The sequence below is a fragment of the Winogradskyella helgolandensis genome (genome assembly GCF_013404085.1).
Classification (GTDB): Bacteria; Bacteroidota; Bacteroidia; order Flavobacteriales; family Flavobacteriaceae; genus Winogradskyella; species Winogradskyella helgolandensis.
Genome location: NZ_JABFHO010000001.1, coordinates 3,049,212 through 3,070,017 on the forward strand (window position 1 = coordinate 3,049,212; position 20,806 = coordinate 3,070,017).

The 20,806-nt window shown below is 37.1% G+C and carries 12 protein-coding genes; 8 read left to right on the top strand and 4 right to left on the bottom strand.

Annotated elements, in window-relative coordinates:
* Window positions 1-32: 32 nt before the first annotated feature.
* Window positions 33-1,865 (top strand): cation:proton antiporter domain-containing protein, encoded by a 1,833-nt coding sequence (locus HM992_RS12860; protein WP_179319948.1) that lies wholly within the window; start codon window positions 33-35, stop codon window positions 1,863-1,865.
* 133 nt (window positions 1,866-1,998) lie between these two features.
* On the top strand, window positions 1,999-3,003 hold the full coding sequence (locus HM992_RS12865) for an LLM class flavin-dependent oxidoreductase (protein WP_179319949.1): 1,005 nt from the start codon (window positions 1,999-2,001) through the stop codon (window positions 3,001-3,003).
* A 70-nt stretch (window positions 3,004-3,073) separates the two neighbouring features.
* Here HM992_RS12865 and HM992_RS12870 read toward each other — a convergent pair whose 3' ends face one another.
* Both HM992_RS12870 and HM992_RS12875 read right to left on the bottom strand, forming a co-directional pair.
* Window positions 3,074-3,961, bottom strand: coding sequence for an outer membrane beta-barrel protein (locus HM992_RS12870; RefSeq protein WP_179319950.1), 888 nt, complete (start codon window positions 3,959-3,961; stop codon window positions 3,074-3,076).
* Window positions 3,962-4,235: 274 nt separating this feature from the next.
* Window positions 4,236-4,973, bottom strand: coding sequence for an NUDIX hydrolase (locus HM992_RS12875; protein ID WP_178985377.1), 738 nt, complete (start codon window positions 4,971-4,973; stop codon window positions 4,236-4,238).
* A 354-nt stretch (window positions 4,974-5,327) separates the two neighbouring features.
* Between HM992_RS12875 and HM992_RS12880 the strand changes: the two genes are divergently transcribed.
* The 3 genes from HM992_RS12880 to HM992_RS12890 are packed head-to-tail and all read left to right on the top strand — an operon-like array spanning window position 5,328 to window position 9,433.
* Window positions 5,328-7,043 carry a purine-cytosine permease family protein gene (locus HM992_RS12880; protein ID WP_179319951.1) on the top strand — a complete coding sequence of 572 codons (1,716 nt, stop codon included), beginning with the start codon at window positions 5,328-5,330 and terminating at the stop codon, window positions 7,041-7,043.
* A 5-nt stretch (window positions 7,044-7,048) separates the two neighbouring features.
* Entirely contained in the window at window positions 7,049-8,548 is a 1,500-nt protein-coding gene (locus tag HM992_RS12885) for a mannitol dehydrogenase family protein (RefSeq protein ID WP_179319952.1), read from the top strand.
* Window positions 8,549-9,433, top strand: a complete 885-nt coding sequence (locus HM992_RS12890) for a carbohydrate kinase family protein (RefSeq protein WP_179319953.1) — start codon at window positions 8,549-8,551, stop codon at window positions 9,431-9,433.
* Between the two features lie 263 nt (window positions 9,434-9,696).
* Here the strand turns inward: HM992_RS12890 and HM992_RS12895 are convergent, their stop codons facing one another.
* Window positions 9,697-12,060: a collagen-binding domain-containing protein gene (locus HM992_RS12895; RefSeq protein WP_179319954.1), complete on the bottom strand. Its 2,364-nt coding sequence runs from the start codon at window positions 12,058-12,060 to the stop codon at window positions 9,697-9,699.
* Between the two features lie 141 nt (window positions 12,061-12,201).
* Window positions 12,202-13,359, bottom strand: coding sequence for an MFS transporter (locus HM992_RS12900; RefSeq protein WP_179319955.1), 1,158 nt, complete (start codon window positions 13,357-13,359; stop codon window positions 12,202-12,204).
* A 396-nt stretch (window positions 13,360-13,755) separates the two neighbouring features.
* Here HM992_RS12900 and HM992_RS12905 point away from each other — a divergent pair, with 396 nt between their 5' ends.
* The 3 genes from HM992_RS12905 (at window position 13,756) to HM992_RS12915 (ending at window position 20,402) form a co-directional block, all read left to right on the top strand.
* Entirely contained in the window at window positions 13,756-15,081 is a 1,326-nt protein-coding gene (locus HM992_RS12905) for a sensor histidine kinase (protein ID WP_179319956.1), read from the top strand.
* A gap of 100 nt (window positions 15,082-15,181) precedes the next feature.
* Window positions 15,182-16,108, top strand: a complete 927-nt coding sequence (locus HM992_RS12910) for a 1-phosphofructokinase family hexose kinase (RefSeq protein WP_179319957.1) — start codon at window positions 15,182-15,184, stop codon at window positions 16,106-16,108.
* A 754-nt stretch (window positions 16,109-16,862) separates the two neighbouring features.
* Entirely contained in the window at window positions 16,863-20,402 is a 3,540-nt protein-coding gene (locus HM992_RS12915) for a prolyl oligopeptidase family serine peptidase (protein ID WP_179319958.1), read from the top strand.
* Window positions 20,403-20,806 lie beyond the last annotated feature (404 nt).

Below are 20,806 nucleotides of genomic sequence, written 5' to 3' on the forward strand. Positions count from 1 at the left end.
TAATTAAGAATCAATATAATCATTAATAATATATGACCGGAAGCTTACTTTTTGTAGCCATTGTGTTATTAGCCGCAGCCGTAATTTGTGTTGCTATAGCCAAGCGCTTAGGTTTAAGTTCTGTGCTAGGCTATTTATTAGCAGGCGTGCTTGTTGGTCCATACATGTTAGGGATTATTGGTGAAGAAGGGCAAGACATTATGCACTTTGCAGAATTTGGTGTGGTTATAATGCTATTTTTAATCGGATTAGAAATTGAGCCAAAGAATTTCTGGAACATGCGTAAAACCATTATAGGAATGGGAGGTATTCAAGTGGCTGTAACCATGGTATTATCCTATCTACTATTTACATCTTTTGGTTATGAATCCACGGTAGCTCTCGTAATTTCTATGGCTGTAGCATTATCATCTACGGCAATAGTATTGCAAACCATTAAGGAAAAAGGCTTAATGACCACAACAGCTGGTACATCGGCATTTTCAATTTTATTATTTCAAGATATTATAGTCATTTTTATGATCGGTGCAATTCCGCTGCTATCCGCATCAGAGACAGTAACCACAAGCGATCATCATGGCGAACATGTAAATTTATTGGACGGTTTACCAATAGGATTACAGACGCTTGCTATTATTTTATCTGTAGTTTTAATCATTGTTGCAGGTCGCTATTTAATAGTTCCTATGTTACGTAAAGTTGTGAAATCTGGAGTAAGAGAGCTTTTAATCGCGGCAGCTTTTTTAATTGTTTTCAGTATTTCATTTTTAATGGAGTACGTTGGATTAAGTCCGGCTTTGGGAGCATTTTTAGGTGGAGTCGTATTGTCAAACAGTGAGTTTAAACACGAATTAGAAAGCACCTTAGAGCCCTTTAAAAATTTAATGCTAGGTTTATTCTTTTTAGCTGTCGGTGCGTCCATTAACTTTATTGTCATTGCGAATAGCCCCTTAACTATTGGCGGTATATTGCTTGCTGTAATTACCATAAAAGCATTGGTGTTATTTATTACAGGACTTATTTTTAAACTAAAAATTGATCAAAACTTAATATTAACTTTCAGTTTATCGCAAATCGGAGAATTTGCTTTTGTCGTATTATCGTTTGCGTTTCAATCTCAAATTTTAGAACAAGAGCATTTGGATATTATGTTGGTGATTACGGCATTAACCATGGCAATTACACCAATTATAGGGATGATTAATGAACGTTTATTATTACCTAAAATAGGGACTAAAGAATCTGTTGAAAGACCAATGGATACCGATCACAGAAAATCTGAAAAAATTATACTCGTAGGTTTTGGAAGTTTTGGAAATACGATTGGTCGTTTTTTAAGATCACATGATGTACATGCAACGATTTTAGATCATGACTCCAACCGTGTCGATTTTCTAAGAAAAATGGGATTTGAAGTGTATTATGGAGATGCCACACGTCTCGATTTACTAGAAGCCGCAGGCATTGCGAATGCCAAAATTTTAATCTGCGCAATTGATAATCCTGATGCGACCAAACAAATAACGCGCATTGTAAAAGAGAAATATCCACATGTAGAACTCATGATTAGAGCCAGAAATAGGTATGAGGCCTACGATTTAGTGAATTTAGGTATGGACAATATCTATAGAGAAACTTTAGAAACATCCTTAACAATGGCTAGCGATGTACTTGCTAAAGTTGGTTTTAAAAAGGAAACCTTGAAAAAACAAGTAGAGAGTTTCATTAAATATGACGAAGAAAGTTTAAGACGCTTAGCAGGTGAACCTAATAGAGGCGACAACTATATTTTTAAAGCTAAACAAGAGTTAGAACAGCAGGAAAAGTTTCTAAATGAAGAATTTAAGAAAGGTGTGATAGACTAAACTATTTAATTACGATGCCTTTAAAAAATGTTAAGAGAAATTACTTCAAAAACTTTGTAAATAGGACGCCATAAAAACGACTACATTGTTATAAATTTACGTTTCTAACCCAAATGTTATAACTGAATATTTTATGATCCCTAAACCTGTAGCATATTCTATATTAGATTTAGCCTTAGTCTCTGAAAATCACAGTCTAAAACAAACCTTTAATAATGCCTTAAAATTAGCACAACATGCTGAAGATTATGGTTATAAACGCTATTGGTTAGCAGAACATCATAATGCAGAAAATATAGCAAGTACAGCAACTTCGGTATTAATTGGTTATGTCGCAGATGGCACAAAGTCAATTAAAGTGGGTTCTGGTGGTATTATGTTACCTAACCATTCTCCTTTAATTATCGCCGAACAATTCGGTACATTAGGAACCTTATATCCCAACCGTATTGATTTAGGTTTAGGAAGAGCTCCAGGGACAGACAAAGAAACAGCCGAAGCCATTCGAACAGATTTTATGCAAGCGGCTCAGTCGTTTCCGAAGGAAGTTGAGAAAATACAAACCTACTTTTCTATAGAGAATGAAGATGCACAAGTTAGGGCTACGGTTGCGGAAGGAGTAGAGGTGCCAATTTATATTTTAGGATCTAGCACAGATAGTGCACATTTGGCAGCAAAAAAAGGATTGCCTTATGCCTTTGCAAGTCATTTTGCAACAACTCATTTATGGGATGCAATGGCAATTTATCGCAAAGAATTTCAACCCTCAGAAGCTTTAGAAAAACCATATGTAATGGCTGGGGTTAATATCATTATAGCCGAAACCGATGAAGAAGCCGATCGCTTAGCCACCTCATTAATACGTATGATTGTGGGCATTTTTACAGGCAGACGTGCAAAAGTACAACCTCCAACAGACATGACGGAAGACTTAAGAGATATTATGCGAAATCCGCAAGTCCACCAAATGTTGAAGTATTCTTTTATTGGGAGTAAATCTAAAGTGAAAGCGCAGGTTAAAGAATTTTTAGAACAAACCAAAGCAGACGAACTTATTGCAGTGACACATTTATATGATATAAACGATAGAATTCGGTCTTATAAATTGTTTGCCGAAATTATGGATGAGTTAAATTAAAAATGACGCACAAAAAAACTCCTAGTATAACATATAATAGGAGTTCATTAAAAAATATTATTTAAGCGTATTATCTCGTAGTGTCTGCACTAGATTTCTTAAATTTATAAGTAATTCCAAAGTTAATCCCGAATGAAGAATACGGTACTTTTACAGCTAATTCCTTAGAGGAATCCGTATTATCACTAGGCAATTCATCCACATAAGTGGTCGTTTTATTAGTGCCTTCGGGTAAGTTATCTAAAGAATAAAAGCCAGAAACCGCCACTGAGCCGTCTGGTCTTATAATGCTAGTATCAAATTCTACGATTTCAGAATCTTTACGTTTCAAACTAATACCATAATATTCCGCTTCAGCAAAAACACTAAAATTAGCGCTTATAGGATATTCATAACCAATAGCAGCTACAAATCCTAAAGGGAATTGACCGTGGTAGTCTTCTACAAAATTCGTTTCAAAACTAGAACCAGAAGGAATATCAGTCCCATAAGCTGCTGATAATCCTGCAGCTTGCTCATCAGACATTACCATATTTTGATAGGCAACAGCTTCCGTTTTTCCACCTAACTTTACTAAGGCACCTAAACGGCCATATACATTATTGTTAAATTTGTAAACTAAAGATACAGCAGCACCAAAAGCACGCGCTCTGGCAACAGCATCTACCTCAACACCTGGTAGATTAATTTCGGATACGGTTTGATCGGAGCCATGTAAATACCCTAAACTTAAATCGGCACCAAAAGTATCATTAAAGAAGTACGTTCCTCTTATTTGAGTATTTAGACCTTCACCGTAACTACCATAGGTGTTTTCGGTTTGATTTACAGATTGTATTTCACCAATTTTCATTCCAGCACTACCTACGGCATAACCACCACTGGCAGAAACTTGAAATTGTGCATAAGTCGTTGTACATAGCATTAATGCTAAAAGTACTGTAATTGAATGTTTCATAATTGAAGATTTTTTGTTGAAATAATTGAAGATTTGGACTTCAAGATATAATGACTACAAAGGTACTTTATTAATTTTTTTTTTGATGTTAAGCTTAACTTAATTATTCATATTGTTTAAATTATTTATTTATGCATAACCTCGTATCTGTATAAGGACTAGAAGTGTTAAATCAGTTGAATGACGACCAATTGTTCCTTATCTTATAATCTAAGCGAGCACTCGTATAAATTAAGAAATTGAATCACTTTATGTGATAACACTGAAAAACCAATTAAATACTAATTAAATAATTTTTTTGAAATACCTTATCATATACCTCTTTACTAAACATATAAAGTTGTGCTGGCTTTTTAGACACTCCAACTTGCTTTTCGTCTAAGGCAATAATGTATTTTTTATTAATCAATTTGCGTCTAAAATTCCGATTATCAATGTCTATTCCCAATATCGATTGATACAAATCTTGTACCTCATTTATAGTAAATTTATCGGGAAGCAATTCAAATATAATAGGCTCAGATAAACACTTTGCTTTTAAGTCTTCATAAGCTTCTAGTATAATTTGTTTATGATCAAATCCCAACTCAGGCAACGCATCTACAGGAAACCATTGCGCTTGTGAGGTATTGTTTTTTAAATCGACTTCTTCGGTTTTTAATAAAAAATAATAGGCGATTGTTGTAGTTCTTTCATGAAATTCAGCATTTTTTATCCAAATCAAATCTTTAGGGTTTAGTAATCGATCCGGATTACCAAAGGCTTTAAATTGCTTTTTATATTGACCTGTTAAACCGGTTAATTCTTTTAAGACGCGTGTGGCAGTGTCATCTAAAGTTTCATTAGTATAAACATGGTAGCCTGTTAAAACATAGTCATCAACTAAAACCTCTTGTTTAGTTTCAGATTCTAGGAAGCGTTTAATCAATAATACATTCAAAGATTTAGTACTTATATCATATCCAAATACAACACAATCAACTGATATATTCAATATTAATTCTGGTTTCATAAGCTCATTAAATTAAAAATAACACTTTGTTTTATGAACATCTAATATATAAAAAATAATATTAAACGTCATATTTACACTAATAGCTCAAGGCTTTAATGATGCCAAAATTAGCATTATAATTATCAATATAGCATACATAACGAATAAATTAACATACATTTTTTCGTTTTAATTTGGATTTTATAATTTTTTTGCAATACATTTGAAAAATAAACGTAATAATGACGTTTGTAAATAGTGCAAAAATATAATTCTGAAACATACAGAATGATGAATAATTTCAAGGAGGATAATTCAAAACTTATTGTAGTGACAAATAGCTAAAGATTAATTTCAATTAAAACATAAATCATGGACGCAACTAATAACTTTCAGCAGTTCGAAAACTTAGAAGACGAACAGCTACCAATTGCAAAACATAAATTACACAATTGGACGCATTTTGCTGGTATATACGCTGCTGAGCATGTCGCAGCAACTGAGTTTGTTATTGGTGCAACCTTTGTAGCATTAGGCGCAACAACCAAAGATATTATATTAGGCTTGCTGATTGGAAATATATTAGCCGTTCTAAGCTGGACCTTAATAACATCTCCCATTGCAGTTGAAACACGATTAAGCTTATACACATACCTCAATAAAATTGCTGGCGATTCCATGACCAAGCTATACAATTGGGCTAATGTCATCATCTTTACAGTGATATCTGCGGCTATGATAACTGTATCAGCCACAGCAGTTCGGTTTGCATTTAATATTCCTCCGCAATTAAATTGGTATCCAACCAATTCTTGGTTTGTGCTCATTGTGCTAATTGTAGGAAGCGTTGTCGTATCCATTGCTATTTACGGTTTTAAAGCTGTTTCTGAGTTTGCAGGAATTTGTGCTCCATGGTTATTTGTCATGTTTACTTGTGGCGCTTTTGTGCTGTTACCGGCCTTATCATTAGAAGTATTAGGGAAAACCATTCCTAGTGGATGGAACGATCTTATGAGCTTAGGTGACCAATCCATTTGGACAGGAGTGAATAGCGACGGTGAGCCTGGTATCGGCTTAGCTGAAGTCATTGGCTTTGCTTGGGCTGCGAATACCATTACACACTTTGGACTTATAGACATGGCGTTGTTTCGCTTTGCTAAAAAGAAATCGTACGGACTAACAACAGGTACAGGGATGATGTTTGGTCATTATGTCGCTTGGATTTCTGCCGGAATTATGGGAGCTGGTGCCGCCGTAATCATCGGGAAATCTATCGTAGAACTAGACCCAGGTGATGTGGCTTTTTATGCGCTCGGATGGTCAGGTTTTGTAATCGTTATTGTTGCAGGTTGGACCACAGCGGTGGCAAATCTCTATAGAGCGGGTTTGGCAGCGCAGGCAATTTTTAAAAATAAGTCGCGTAAAAAAACAACGATAGCCGTCGGTTTAGTGACTATGGCAGTGGCTTGTTTTCCTTTCGTGTTCTCTCAAATATTACCCTTACTTACTTATGCTGGCCTATTAGTAGTCCCTGTTGGAGCGATTGTCTTTGCAGAACACCAAATATTCCCTCGTATTGGTTACACACGCTATTGGTTACATTACCGCCAATTAACCGTGAGCAAGCCTGCAATCGCTTCTTGGGCACTCGGTCTTGTGTTCGGTTTTGGACTAAACGCATTAGATGTGATGTCCTTCTTTTACCTGTTTATACCAACGTGGATTTTCACTATCATCGTTTATACATTTTTAGCCGGAAAATACGGTGCTAAAGACACATATCCAGAAGCTGAAGAAAAAGAAAGAATACGCAACATAAACATCTCAAAATTTCAAGACCAAAAAGCAGAAGCAGAGCAGGTCATTATTAAAGACACCTCAGTATTCACTAAAGTATTAAGAAGCATTTCTTTATTAGTATTGCTCATCACAGTAGCCTTAGCTTGTAATGTTTTATTTGGTAGTGCAGACGAAGAGATATACACACAAAACAGAGAGGTATTTTATAAATATGCCTTCATCTGTACATTAACATATTTTGTTACGGCCTATTGGGCACTTAAACGTGGAAAAATCAAAAACACTTAAACATCATGGAAAACGTAATCAAACTTAATCAAAAGAATTTAGCAGAAATCGCAAAGCGAATGCCTTGTCCAACGTATGATAGAAGTAACCTAAAAACAGGGATTGTACACGTGGGTATTGGCGGATTTCATAGAGCGCATGAAGCTTTTTATACGGATGAATTATTACACAATGAATCTATTAAAGATTGGGGAATCTGTGGTGTGGCTTTATTAGATTTTGACACCAAAATATACAACACCTTAAAAGAACAAGACGGCTTATATACCTTAATCATTAAAGAACTCGATGGTACGCTTACCAAACGTGTTATTGGAGCGATAACAGAATGCTTATTTGCTCCTGAAGACCCCATCAAAGTCATTGAAAAAATGGCGAGTCCAGAGGTGAAAATTATATCATTAACCATTACAGAAGGGGGTTACAATTATAATGAAGCAACAAAAGAATTCGATTTTAGCAATCCATTAATCCAGCATGATTTAGAACAGCCTAAAGCTCCAAAAACAATTTTTGGCTATCTCACCCAAGCCTTAAAACTGAGAAAAGAACGTGGATTAAAAGGCTGTACCATCCAATCTTGCGATAATATTCAAGGTAACGGACACATGACCAAAAGAATGTTGCTTAGTTATGTGACAACTGCTGAACCTGAATTAGTCTCATGGATCGAAGCCAACGTTTCGTTTCCTAATGCGATGGTCGATAGAATTACACCTGCAACATCAACTTTAGATATTGAATTATTAAAAGAAACATCAGGTATCGATGATGCCTGGCCAGTCGTTTGCGAACCATTTAAACAATGGGTGATTGAAGACGATTTTATAGCAGGACGACCAGCTTGGGAAACCGTTGGTGCTCAATTTGTAGACGATGTAGTGCCTTACGAAAAAATGAAATTAACCCTACTTAATGCAGGCCATTCTGTATTGGGAATTCTTGGAGCATTATATGGCTACTCCACCATAGATGAAGCGGTTGGAAATGCCGATATTAGCTCGTTTTTAAGAATCTATATGGGCAACGAAGTCACACCAACTTTAGGTAATTTAGAAGGTGTGAACTTAAAAAATTATAAATTCTCTTTAATACAACGCTTTGGAAATACCTATATAAAAGATCAAATTGATCGTATTTGTTCACAGAGTTCTGCTAAGATTCCCATATTTATTTTGCCGACTATCAATGCTCAATTACAGACAAAGGGCGCTATAGAGCATGCCGCATTCATAATCGCTGCCTTTGCCATTTATAGTGTTGGTGTCAATGAATTTGGAACACAACTCATCATTAAAGACGCTATGGAACCTATTTTAAACCAAAAAGCTATCGCATCCAGATCAAACCCTGAAGCCTTTCTAGAAATAGAAGTCATATTCGGAACACTGAAAGGCAACCCAACCTTTGTAAAGGCTTATAACAATGCCTATCAAAATATTATGAGTAATGGTATTGAAAAATCAGTTAAGGATATTAATAGTAATGTTTTAAACGAAATTTAAATGAAAAATATAGTTTGTTTTGGCGAGGTGTTATGGGATGTGTTCCCAACCCATAAAAAAATTGGCGGTGCACCTTTAAACGTGGCGTTACGCTTGCAATCCTTGGGCAACAAGGTTTCTATAATTAGTAGCATAGGAACAGACAAAAAAGGAAAAAAAATTAAGACATATGTTCAAGATCATGGCGTAAATACGGATAATCTGCAAATTGACGAGACCTTTAAAACAGGAAAAGTTAAAGTGATGCTCAATCAAAAAGGGTCAGCATCCTATAATATTATGTATCCAAGAGCATGGGACAATATTCAGTTAACAGCAGGTGCTAAGAAAACAACAGAACTAGCTGATGCCTTTGTTTATGGGAGTTTAATAGCTAGAGATGATACATCAAGACACACCTTATATGAACTCTTAAAAGTGGCGAAATATAAAATTTTCGATGTCAATCTAAGAGAACCTTATTATACCATTGAGGTTTTAAATCATTTAATGAAGGAAGCCGATTTTATTAAATTCAATGACGACGAAATCTTTGAAATTGGAGAAAAGTTAAACTCTAAAACTAACGGCTTAGAGGAAAATATGCAATTCATTGCTCAACATACCAATACAAAAACCATTTGTGTCACTAAAGGGCGTCATGGTGCTATTTTGTATTATAATGATACGTTTTATTACAATAGTGGTTACCATATCGATGTGGTAGATACCGTAGGTGCTGGCGACTCGTTTTTAGCCTCCTTAATTAGTAAATTGATTACTGATGAAAACCCTCAAAAAGCCATAAACTTTGCCTGTGCCCTTGGTGCACTTGTTGCTGGTAGTGAGGGGGCAAACCCAAAAATATCCCAAGAAGATATCGCAAAATTTATGAACCCTAAATAGTACGTTTTGTGATAAATAGTTGATTAATAGCAATTCAATTATTAAAAGCTTTAAGGTGTTTCTTAAAGCTTTTTTCTTTTTTATAAGAGCACTAAAAGCCGTAGTTTTATCGGCATGTATCCAACCCATCCCTAAATAATACATCACAAAGCATGTTGTCTCTTCGAGGGCTTCACGATAGGAAATGAGCATGATAAGTAAATAATAAAGCCAGATGAATACGATTCATCTGGCTTTTTAAATGTATAAAGTAAAACGTACTATTATTTAGACATAACGCGTTTTACAATAGTGCCTTCACTAGTTATAAAGCGTATAAATAGGATCTTATTATTTTGAGACACGGTCGATAAATCAACGGTGATAACCGAATTGTCATCGTCTTTACTAACCGTATGTGTTAGGCGTTTTAATAAACGGCCGCTAATATCAACGACTTCAATAGTGGCATTAGCATCTAGAGTAGTGCTGTATTTTAAATTCAACGTCCCATTAAACGGAACAGGGTAAGTTTCTAATTCAAAATTGCTTCTGTAAAAAGGGCCTGATGCCGCAGAGCCATCACAGGCATCTCCTAAACCATTCCCATCAGAATCCGTCTGATCAGGATTATAAGCATAAATACAGTTATCTACACAATCCGCAACACCATCACCATCAGTATCTGTAAAACCTTCGTCTATAACACCATCTCCATTATTATCAATGCCATCACAAACTTCTTCTATTTCTGGTTCATCACAAACATCTCCAATACCATTGCCATCTAAATCGGCTTGATCTGCATTAGCAACTTCAGGACAATTATCTACACAATCCGCAACACCATCTCCATCAGTGTCCGCAAAGCCTTCATCTATAACACCGTCTCCGTTGTTATCAATACCATCACAAACTTCTTCGATTTCTACTTCATCACAAACATCACCAATACCATTACCATCTAAATCGGCTTGATCGGCATTAGCAACTTCAGGACAGTTATCTACACAATCCGCAACACCATCACCATCAGTGTCCGCAAAGCCTTCGTCTATGACACCATCTCCATTATTATCAATGCCATCACAAACTTCTTCTATTTCTGGTTCATCACATACATCACCAATACCATTGCCATCTAAATCGGCTTGATCTGCATTAGCAACTTCAGGACAGTTATCTACACAATCCGCAACGCCATCTCCATCAATGTCCGCAAAACCTTCGTCTATGACACCATCTCCATTATTATCAATACCATCACAAATTTCTTCTATTTCTGCTTCGTCACAAACATCTCCAATACCATTGCCATCTAAATCGGCTTGATCGGCATTAGCAACTTCAGGACAGTTATCTACACAATCCGCAACACCATCACCATCAGTGTCCGCAAAGCCTTCGTCTATAACACCATCTCCATTATTATCAATGCCATCACAAACTTCTTCTATTTCTGGTTCATCACATACATCACCAATACCATTGCCATCTAAATCGGCTTGATCTGCATTAGCAACTTCAGGACAATTATCTACACAATCCGCAACACCATCTCCATCAGTGTCTGCAAAGCCTTCATCTATAACACCGTCTCCGTTGTTATCAATACCATCACAAAGTTCTTCAGAGCTTGTTGGTGGAAAATCTATAGTGGCATCAAATAAATAAGGGTGAACTTCTCCTGAGTTCTGCTCAAAAGCTTCCACAATAATTTGCCCATCAATATTAAAATTACTTCGATTATTAAATTGAGCGTTTGGCGCATAGATAGTACCATAAATTTGTGCGCCTCCTGTGTAGTTAAGCGTTGAGCTTACATCTGCAAAATTGTACAAAATATAAGGGGCATACGATAAAGGGCCTCCTACAATATTTGGCCAACTGTGTAACGTAACCACATCCGAATCTGAACTAACAGCGGTAATATTAACAATAAATGGAGTTGTTTCTGAAGGCACTAAGCCATTAAACTTGATTTCACTAAAACCATTAAATTCATCAACAGTCAAATTAATAACGTTAGTAGCATTCGGTATTAAATCAACCCATAATTTACCTTGACTAAATTCATTAGAATTCCAAGAGACATTGGTAGATAGTGTACTTAAATAATCTGAAACCGCAGTAAACTGGTTAAATGCCGCTGTAAAATCTATTTGAGGATCTGCAGCAATAGAAGTAGAGGACTGTGGAGTGGAAAGGGCGATGCTTGGCGTACTATCAAAATGACCTCCTAATGGTGTAATTCGTGTATTGCTAATTACATTGTTTTGGTCTACTTCAAAAATAGTACTTGTTGATAAATCGCCTATCTTAATATAATTGTTTTCTAAAACTTGTAGCCGACCAGAAACATAATTGACTTTACCGTTTACGACCAATGCGGTCGGTTGTGAATCTCCATTATAATAAGTGTTGCCACCAAAGATATTCAGCGTACCATCTAATGTTAAATTGCCTCCAACGGCCCAAGAGCCTTCAGATTCTGTTTTAATAGCAATGGCATCACCAGAGGTAAATACATTAAAATTTGTGGCTGCTGCTGTGGGATTTACGGGGTCAGACTGTGCGTTTAGAGGAGTGCTAACATTGAAAAACGAATAGCAAACAACGAAACTAAATAGTAGTTTTTTAATTTCCATAAAATATTATTTGTAGGTTAAGTATAACAAAAATAACATTTTAAGCATCAATTACGTGTCGTTCATCGAAAAGTGACCTGTAGTTCATCGAATAGTAGGGCTTTCTTCAAATGGAACATACTAAAACAGATTGTTTTTAATCTAGAGCTTCACCGCAGCTGATGTCTCCTTCTTAAAATGATAAAAAAGTAAGGCGCCTATCACAGCTATGGTAAAGCTCAAATAACTGAGAAGGGAGTTTTCAATACCAAAGCTTTCCGAACTTAAGCCCAAAACAATACTCGGAACTCCAAATCCTAAGTAACCATATAATAAGTAACCGGACACAACTCTAGGCTTTTCTTTAGGATTCAGTTCAGAGACTCCTTTAAGGGTTCCAAAATAGCCAAAACCATAGGCCACCATACCCACAATAGCGCAACCAGCCAGTACAAATGGTAAATAACCATTGAGACTACCATAGGTTAAAGATGTAAAACCAATGGGTAATAAAATATAAGAAATAGTCATACAATGTCGCACCGAAAAACGTTTGGCAATCGGCAGGAATAAAGCTCCTGTACCGTTAATTAAAAATAAAGACAAACCGCTCCAACCTCCCAAATCAAACTTTGATATTTGTGTGGGTATAATCGAAATCACAACTCCAGTCGCAGCCCAAAATAAAGCCACGGAAATATTATACTTAAGCGCTCCCTTGGGAAATAAAGGAAGTTTTATCATTTTTTTCTTAACATCAAACTTAGACTCTGGCAATGTCATGGAGATCAATAACCAAACAACAGAAGCCACAAGCACAACCCAATAGGTAAGCGGTACTAAAGTGGTATAATAAGCCAAGTAAATTCCTGTGAATAAAGCACCACTCCCAAAGCCTAAAGCGGTAGATAAAGCTACAATATTAGAAGATTTAGTCGCCTTATGCGTGGTAAACAAATCCGAAAGAAAACTACTGCCTGTTGCAATAGACAAAGCCACGGCACAACCCACTAACACGCGTGAGACAAACAACACATACAAATTAGGATAAAGACTAATAATTAAAACGGAAAGCGTAGAGAGTAACAGCGCTATAATAAGCACTTTTTTCTTACCTATTTTATCCGAAAGTCCTCCAAAAAGTAAAGCTGTAGGCAAAAGCCCTCCGATATAAGAGGCAAAAGCAAAACCGACCATGCCCACGCCAAAATGTTCATTTTCGGTATAGATTCTAAATAGTGGCATTTCTAAATTAACTGAGGCAGTAATTAAAAAGAGGACACCTGTAATAATGGCAATATGTTTTTTAGAAGACGACATGCATACTCAAAAGAATTAGTAATATTACAAGCGCTAAAATTAGGTTTTAATTAATGGTTAAAATAGCAGTTCGTTGTATTTAACACCAACGGCAATATCACCAACCATCACAAAGGCTACCTCACGTCGTACAGATCTTACACCTCTGGCCAAGGCAGACCTGGTGGAGCAACGCCACACATGTTAGTCAACTCGGGCAATGTCTATGCCATTGCGCACAATTGTGGAGGCAACGATATAAGCAAAGAAAGGTAGTACCCAAACCCCAACTAAAACCATCTCATGCAATAGTAATAAACCGCAATTTAGCCGTCGCATTTTTTTAATAAATGTGTATCGAGTATCTTAGTGCAAACCTAAGGCCCTAAATCTAAATTTTATAATCTAATAAACCGCATGAATCCAAACGACCCCATACACAGCACCTGTTCTGAAACAGAAAAGCAAACACAATTAGAAAAAGATAAAATTATAGAAAGACAGCTGCGCTTTCAAGACTTACTTATAAGCATTTCTACCACCTATATCAATGCCGATTTATCAGATGTCGATACACTAATCCGCACCTCGCTGCAACAAATTGGAGAATTCGTAGAATCCGATAGAAGCTATATTTTTACCTATAATTTTAAAGACAACACCACCTCTAATACCTACGAGTGGTGCGCTGCAGATATAGAGCCCGAAATTCACAACCTTCAAAACGTGCCTATCGATTACATTCCGCAATGGATTGAAGCACACAAAAACGGAAAAGCTTTTTATGTAGAAGATGTCAGTCAGTTACCCGAAGATGGCGAACTAGGCCTAAGAGCCGTACTAGAGCCACAAGGCATTAAAAGTCTTATCACCATCCCAAAAATTAAAAACGGTGAACTCATCGGTTTCATTGGTTTCGATGCCGTTAAAAAGCTAAACAAATACACCGAAAACGAAAAAGACATTCTTTTCGTATACGCCAATATGCTCGTCAATGTCATTAAGCGTAAAGAGAATGAAGAACACATTAAAGCACAAGAAAAGAAAAAGGAAGAGCTCCTAAAAAACTTATCCTTGCAAAACGAAGAGCTTAACGAATACGCCCACGTGGTGTCTCACGATCTTAAAGCTCCACTCATCAATATCCACACCTTAATCAGTTGGTTTATGGACGATCATAAAGCCGCCTTTACTGAAAAAGACCTAGTACCCTTGCATCAGGTGTTGTTTAATGTTGAGAAAATGGACTTCCTCATCAAAGGTATTCTAGATTATTCTACTATCGATAAATTAGAACAACAAGACAAACAGGTCAACTTTAATACACTCGTCACAGAGGTCTTGCAAACCTTGCTCATCCCTACACACATCAGCATTACCGTACAAGATAACCTTCCAGACATTTATGGCAATACCTGGAGATTCAAACAAGTCTTCCAAAACCTTATTCAAAATGCTATTAAATATAGTGATAAAGACCAAGGCACCATAGAAATTGGCTATACAGAGCAAGACCATCTATTTCAGTTCTTTGTAAAAGACAACGGAGTGGGTATTAAACCCAATTATTTCGAAAGAATCTTCAAGGTCTTTACCAAATTAGAAAGTAGCAGCTCGTCTTCGGGCATCGGGCTCTCTATCGTAAAAAAAATCATCACCTTCTACAAAGGCAGCATATGGCTAGAAAGCGAAGAGGGTAGTGGCACCACCTTTTATTTTACCTTACCTAAATCCGGATCGTAATAAAACCGTTGACGTCAGTTGGAGTGTCCCAACCATTTCGTCGGGATGTATCGAGATACCATATTAAAAAGCATGAACTAAAAACCAACATAACACTGCCATGAATATCATTACCCTCACCATAAATCCCGCATTAGACAAAAGCGCCACCATAAACCATTTAGTCCCTGAACAAAAACTAAAATGCCACGCTATCGAATTTCAAGCGGGTGGAGGCGGAGTGAATATTTCAAGAGTCCTGCATACTTTAGGCGTTAAAAATAACTGTATGTTTACCTGCGGTGGCGATACAGGCCAAACCTTAAAACGCTTATTAGAAGAAGAACAACTTAACATCACACCAATACCTGTAGAAGCGTGGACACGTGAAAACCTAGCTGTTGTAGATGCTAAAACCGAATTACAATACCGTTTCGGAATGCCAGGACAAGGCTTAAGTACTACTGAAATAGAAAACCTTAAAAGCACTATAAATAAGTTAGTTACAGAAGACACTATACTTATTATGAGTGGTAGCGTTCCAGATACCATGGCACCAGACTTTTACATCCAACTCATAGATAGCCTCACCGCTAAAAACGTCAAAATCATCGTAGATACCTCTGGCGAAGCTTTAAAAGCAAGCCTCCAAAAACCGGTATTTCTAATGAAACCCAACCAAGGAGAACTTGCCCAATTAGCTGGCAAAGACTTTTTAACAAAAACCGAACAAGAGGCATTTGCCATGCAACTCATCCATAACAAACAGGCACAATATGTGGTGGTTTCCTTAGGTGCTCGTGGTGCTTTTTTAGCCTCAACAAACGGTATCGTATACCAAAATACACCTTCCGTAAAAGTAAAGAGTACCATTGGTGCTGGCGATAGTATGGTAGCGGGCTTAATTTATGCCATAACACATAACTTATCTCCTGCCAACATTCTAAAATGGGGTGTTATCTGCGGTGTTGCAACCACCATGACAGGCGGCACCAATTTAGCATCCAAAGAAAATATACAAAAGGTGGTAGACTTGCTAAAAGAGTAATGTCATACAAGATATAGATCTCATCTATAAACTTCAAAACCGCTGACGTCAGTTCGAGTGTCCCGACCCTTTCGTCGGGATGTATCGAGAACTCCAACCGTCAGTTCGAGTGTTTTTTAATTCAAAGTGCAACGACGAATTAAGAACTGTATCGAGAACGATCTAACAATCTAACTTAGTCTAACAATCCAATAGTCTAACAATCTAACAAATACCTCAAAACCATTAACGTCAGTTCGAGTGTCCCGACCATTTTCAGTCGGGATGTATCGAGAACCGCAATCGTCCGTCAGTTCGAGTGGTTCTTAATTCAAAGTGCAACGACGACTTAAGAAGTATATCGAGAACGATCTAACAATCCAATAGTCTAACAATCTAACTTAGTCTAATCATCTAACAATCTAATAGTCTAATAGTCTAACAATCTAACAAACACATCAAAACCGTTGACGTCAGTTCGAGTGTCCCGACCATTTCGTCGGGATGTATCGAGAACCGCAATCGTCCGTCAGTTCGAGTGGTTCTTAATTCGAAGTGCAACGGAGACTTAAGAACTGTATCGAAAACGATCTAACAATCTAATAGTCTAACAATCTAACTTAGTCTAACAATCCAATAGTCTAACAACCCAACCAAAAACATACTTTTTTTCCTAAAAAAATGTTATTTATAAACCAAGGTCAATGTTAAGACCCTATTATTACAAAATCAAACCCTTGTAAGTCAATCATCAACAAAAAACAATCAATCAGCCATGCCAACTAAACCGCTCTTACTTTTGCTATGCTTACTAATGTCCTTTGCAAAAGCCCAAAACAATCAAACAAACACCATTTCATCAGAAACAATCAAAGGCACCGTCGTTGATAAAACCGATGGCACTCCATTGCCTTATGCCTATTTAAAAATAGATAAAGTAGGTTTAGGTACGGTAACAGAAGGTGATGGTAAATTTCAAATTACCATTCCAAAAAAATACGATACCTACACCATTACTATCAGCTATTTAGGCTTTGAAGATTTAAAACTTAACATCTCAGATTTCAAAGCACTAAACGGTACCACCTTTAACATGACTCCAGAATCGGTGTCTCTAGATGAAGTCTTTGTAGAAGAGAAAAAAGAAAAACTACCTAGCGCCAAGTCGTTACTGAGAAAAGTGATTAAAAACATACCCTCTAATTATTCCAATACTCCAAGCCTCGTTACAGGCTATTACCGAGAAACCATGAAAGAAAATGGGGAATACATCAAATACACCGATGCCGCTTGTGAGTATTATGAAGCGCCTTACCGTAAAAAGAAGTACAAATGGAGAGATTACCAAAATCCTTACGATTTTTCCGTAAGTGCTGGTACCTTTAGCTACGATGCGAGCTCCTTACATCGTATTCATTTTCACTATAAAACGTTGAAAGATGAACAAGTCAACATTATAGATTCTAGATCTAGTGCGAGTTTGAGCAAACGCGAATTTCACGGTAATATTGAAGGTGGCCCCTTAGGATTATTCGGCAGAAATCGCGTAAAATACCAAGAGAGTTTTCTGGGTAAAAAGGCGACGCGAGATTTCAACTATACCATTTCCGAAGAACTAGACGACTCAGGCAATTGGGTATATGTCTTAGAATTTCAAACCAAAACCACTAAAGACGAACTTGATGATTTAGCGTCTCCCAACTCAAGAAGTAGAAAACAATGGCGCAAGGCCAACAACCGTAAATTACTCAAAGGTAAAATCTATATCAATCCAGAGAATTACGCTGTGGTTCGTTACGAGTGCATGGTACCTAACGAACTCAAAGAATACTTCTGCGGCTACAAATACAACCAAGTCAAGCATTTCGATTACAAACTCGATGTACGCTTCAAGAAAGAAGGAGCAACGTATTACATTGATAATGTGCGACATGAAGACGAATTCATCTATAAAGACAGTACCAACCAAACCACAACCTATTATTCGGCAATATCCGAATTTAAGACCTCTAAAATCAACACCACAAACGTCAAGAAATTCCCTAAAGAAGATAATTTCGCTAACACCATGTCCAATCACTTATACGAGTTTCCATTAGACTACGATACGGCATACTGGCAAAATTATACCCTTAAAAATCCAGTAGCCACCATTGATGCGACTATTAGAAAGGATATGGAGTTTGAGAAACCTTTAGAACAACAATTTAGAGATAAACACATTCGTAATGATGCTATGCCACAGCCTAAAGCTAATATCATAAGCTCTAGTTTTAAAATCCATGGGGAAACCTATACCGATAATTACGCTTGGCTAAAAGATACCAAAGCTCCACAACACAATCAACCAATTATGGAATACCTGCGTAAAGAAAACAAATACACCGAAAACTATATCATTCCACTCAAAAAAGCGCAACGTATCATTTACAAAAATTTGGTACAAACCGTCGAGAAGAATACCAGTTCACTGCCTGTTGCAAAAAATGGATACAGCTATTACAGTAGCTATACCGAAGATGATGAATATCCCATCTATTACAGAAAAAGCCTCGCCAAAGATACCCTTACCGAAGTCTTATTAGATGTCAATGAAATGGCTAAAGGGAAAGATTACTACACCGCTAGTCCTGGTTCGGTAAGTCCCAACAATCAATTCATCACCGTTTACGAAAACACTACAGGTACAGATGCCTACATGCTCAAAATAAAAGACCTTAACAACAAAACGTTTTTAAACGATTCTATTAATAGCGTAGGTGGCACCGTTTGGTTAGATAACACTGCCTTTTTATATGTAGATGTAGAAAAAGGCACCTACCGTTCGTCTCAAGTAAAACGTCACATCTTAGGGACCCATCCAAATACCGATGCCATCATCTACGAAGAAAAAGATCCAAAATTTAGTGTATCCATCGGCAAATCAAAATCTAAAGACTATATTTTCTTAAATACATCAAGTAGCACGTCTTCCGAAAATTGGTATCTAAAAACAGATAACCCCATGGGCGAATTTAAAATCATTCGTCCACGTGAAACGAATCATATCTATGCCATCGCACATCATAAGGACCTATTCTATATCCTCACCAATAAAAACGCGCTCAACTATAAAATAGCCACTGTGCCTGTTAATGACGTCGAATCAGGAACATGGACCGATATCATACCACATCAAAAAGGCGTACTAATTCAAAATTTTGCGGTCTTCGATAAGTTTGTCGTCATTAATGAAAAAGAAAACGCACAAGCACGACTCAAAATCATTGACCAAACCACACAAAAAAGCCATATTATTAAATTCAAAGAAGACTTTTACAACATCGGTATGGGTTATAATCCAGAGTTTGCCACAGATAGTTTACAGTTTTCATATAGTTCCTTTGAAACGCCAACAACCACCTATAAATACCACATGGCCACCAAAAAGAAACGCCTGGTAAAACAACACAGCAAACCCCTCACGCATCCGTATTACAAATATGTGGTAGAACGCAAATGGGTGACCGCTAAAGACGGACAACTAATTCCCTTAACGCTCATCAGACACAAATGGCGAACCAACAAAGGAAAAAACCACAAAGTCTACCTCACATCGTATGGTTCTTATGGTTCCGGACAAGGCATTCCTGGTGGCGCATCCGTTCATCAGTTGGTTAACGCAGGTTACGTCTATGCCATTGCACATGTTAGAGGTGGCAATGATAAAGGAAACGAATGGTACGAAGATGGTAAACTATTCAATAAGAAAAATACCTTCACCGATTTTATAGCCTGTGCAGACTACCTCATTGCAGAAAATTATGCCGCCAAAGGTAGCATTGTAGCCCAAGGCGGAAGCGCTGGCGGTTTGCTCATGGGAGCCGTAATTAATGAGCGACCAGAACTTTTTAACACCGTTATCTTAGACGTCCCCTTTGTAGATGTCATTAACACCATGTTAGATGAAAATCTACCGCTTACCGTTGGCGAATTTGAAGAATGGGGAAACCCAAAAGACAAAAAAGCTTACCAATACATCAAGTCGTACAGTCCTTATGATAACGTTAAAGCACAAGACTATCCTAATCTATTGTTTTTCACTGGTCTCAATGATACCAGAGTAGGGTATTGGGAACCAGCGAAAATGGTCGCAAAACTAAGAGCGACTAAAACAGATGATAACATCCTCTTACTAAAAACCGACTTTGCAAATGGTCATGGTGGCGGATCCGGACGCTTTGCTGGATTTAGAGATAGTGCTTATAAATTAGCCTTGATTTTTGAATTAGAGCGCTTAAGAAAGTTGAGTGAGTTAAAGGTGCCGAAACCTTAAGAGTTTATAAAACCAGCCGTCAGTTCGCGTGACCCGACCTTTTCTGGTCGGGATGTATCGAGAACCTTCACGTCAGTTCGAGTGTTTCTTAATGAGAAGTACAACGAAGCATTAAGAAATGTATCGAGAACTCTCAATAACAAAATTTAGTAATCATTAAAGCCCCAACCGTCAGTTCAAGTGTCCCAATCATTTTTCGTCAGAATGTATCGAGAACCAAATAAATAGCATTTTTGAATTGCAATGTTGGAAGTATTAATGAAAATAGTATCACGAATGTAAATCTGTCATTCCTGCGAAGGCAGGAATCCACTATGTCAAATTAAAACCAATAACAAACACATCAAAACCGTTGACGTCAGTTCGAGTGTCCCGACTTTTTCGTCGGGATGTATCGAGAACCA

Excerpts from the sequence above, each read along its gene's own strand:
- HM992_RS12860 (WP_179319948.1), top strand. The coding sequence starts at position 33 with ATGACCGGAAGCTTACTTTTTGTAGCCATTGTGTTATTAGCCGCAGCC.
- HM992_RS12865 (WP_179319949.1), top strand. The coding sequence starts at position 1,999 with ATGATCCCTAAACCTGTAGCATATTCTATATTAGATTTAGCCTTAGTC.
- HM992_RS12870 (WP_179319950.1), bottom strand. The coding sequence starts at position 3,961 with ATGAAACATTCAATTACAGTACTTTTAGCATTAATGCTATGTACAACG.
- HM992_RS12875 (WP_178985377.1), bottom strand. The coding sequence starts at position 4,973 with ATGAAACCAGAATTAATATTGAATATATCAGTTGATTGTGTTGTATTT.
- HM992_RS12880 (WP_179319951.1), top strand. The coding sequence starts at position 5,328 with ATGGACGCAACTAATAACTTTCAGCAGTTCGAAAACTTAGAAGACGAA.
- HM992_RS12885 (WP_179319952.1), top strand. The coding sequence starts at position 7,049 with ATGGAAAACGTAATCAAACTTAATCAAAAGAATTTAGCAGAAATCGCA.
- HM992_RS12890 (WP_179319953.1), top strand. The coding sequence starts at position 8,549 with ATGAAAAATATAGTTTGTTTTGGCGAGGTGTTATGGGATGTGTTCCCA.
- HM992_RS12895 (WP_179319954.1), bottom strand. The coding sequence starts at position 12,060 with ATGGAAATTAAAAAACTACTATTTAGTTTCGTTGTTTGCTATTCGTTT.
- HM992_RS12900 (WP_179319955.1), bottom strand. The coding sequence starts at position 13,359 with ATGTCGTCTTCTAAAAAACATATTGCCATTATTACAGGTGTCCTCTTT.
- HM992_RS12905 (WP_179319956.1), top strand. The coding sequence starts at position 13,756 with ATGAATCCAAACGACCCCATACACAGCACCTGTTCTGAAACAGAAAAG.
- HM992_RS12910 (WP_179319957.1), top strand. The coding sequence starts at position 15,182 with ATGAATATCATTACCCTCACCATAAATCCCGCATTAGACAAAAGCGCC.
- HM992_RS12915 (WP_179319958.1), top strand. The coding sequence starts at position 16,863 with ATGCCAACTAAACCGCTCTTACTTTTGCTATGCTTACTAATGTCCTTT.